Here is a 1,539-nt window from a genome sequence, read left to right as displayed (position 1 = left end):
GGAGGGCCGTCACCGCAGTCGCGCGGCCATTACGGTCACGTCATCGTGCAGGGAGGTGTCGGCGAGTGCGGCGATTCCTTGGACCAGTTCCTTCACCGGAGCGTCGCGGAGGTCGGCGGCCCGGTCGCAGAGGAGCCTGATCCCGTGGTCGATGTCGTGGCGTCGGGACTCGACCACTCCGTCCGTCACCATGATCAGCAGCGAGTCGGGCTGCAGGTGACGGGTGACCACTGATCGGTGTGAGTCCCGCAGCACGCCCAAGGGTGGGCCCTCCTGGCCGCGCAGCACTTCGATACGGCCGTCGGGGCCGACCACCACCGGAGGGATGTGCCCGGCGTTGCACAAGGACATCTCGCCTGTCACCGGGTCGACCAGGAGTGCCGCGGCGGTCACGAACTGCTCGGGTGCGTCTCGGGCGACCATCTCGTCGGCAGCGGTGAGCACGGCGTCGGGCCCCGGATTCACGGTAAACAAGCCGCGGATGCCGGCTCGCACCCGGATCATCGTGGTTGCCGCGCTCACCCCTCGGCCCATCACGTCGCCCACCACGAGGGCCAGCCGCCCGTTCGATGTGGCGACGGCGTCGTACCAGTCCCCGCCGACGTGCTCGATCTCGTCGCCTCCGGCGGCGTAGTGCACCGCGAGGTCGAGGTGCTCCACCGTCGGCAAGGGGCTGGCGGCGAGGCTGACCTGGAGCTGCTCGGCGATGTCGACCGTGCGGGCCAGAGCCTGGGCCCGCTGAGCGGTGATGGCGCACTGGGACGCGAGGATGTCGAGCACCTGGTTGTCCTCGACGGACAGAGGGGTGTCAGCGCTCGTCACGAACGAGGTTCCCTCGGTGATGCTCGTCAGATCGTCGGGGACCTTGAGCTCGACCGTCGCGGGCAGGATCTCCGCCAGCTGCGCCAAGCTGTGGACGAGCACCGCCTCCACCTGGTCGAGCGTCGAGGCGCGGACGAAGCCCGCGGTGACTTCCTGCAGAAGGCGGGCACGGGCCGCAGCCGCGGCCTCCCGCTGCTGCGCCTCGATCCGCTCGGTGACGTCGCGTACACAGCCGATGGTCCCGGTGGGGTTGCCGTGCTGGTCGCTGGTGACCTTGCCGTGCGCCTCGATCCAGCGCAGCGTCCCGTCGGGCCACCGGATCCGGTTCCGCAGCACGTAGGTCGAGCGGGCCTCCCACGCCGCCTGGACAGCCGCGAGAACCTGGTCACGATCCTCGGGAAGGACCGTTTCCAGCCATGCCTCGTAGCTGCGGCCGAAGGTGCCCGGCCCCATGCCGTAGATCGCCTCGAGCTGCTCGTCCCACACCACCTCGCCCGTGGCCAGGTTCCAGTGCCAGCTCCCCAGCTGCGCCGCCTCGTGGGCAACCCGGAGGCGCGCTTCGCTGGAGGCCGCGGCCGCCTCAGCGGAGCGGATCTCGCTCATGTCCTCCGCGACCACTACGATCCCGGTGATCTGGCCGGTTGGGTCGCGGACCGGTGTGCCGGACACGGCGGCGACGAAGGTGTCACCGCGAGGGCGCCGCAGGGTCAGGTCGCC

At 70.5% G+C, this 1,539-nt stretch carries 1 protein-coding gene; it reads right to left on the bottom strand.

The genetic code is table 11. The features are described from left to right. Positions 1 to 9: 9 nt before the first annotated feature. Positions 10 to 1,539, bottom strand: a 1,530-nt coding sequence (locus P2F65_RS18420; RefSeq protein WP_275811366.1) for a SpoIIE family protein phosphatase, incomplete at its 5' end; no start/stop codon positions are given.

It is taken from the genome of Knoellia sp. p5-6-4, assembly GCF_029222705.1.
GTDB lineage: Bacteria > Actinomycetota > Actinomycetes > Actinomycetales > Dermatophilaceae > Pedococcus_A.
Note: the sequence above shows the minus strand (reverse complement) of the source record. Positions and strands in the feature narration are given on the sequence as shown.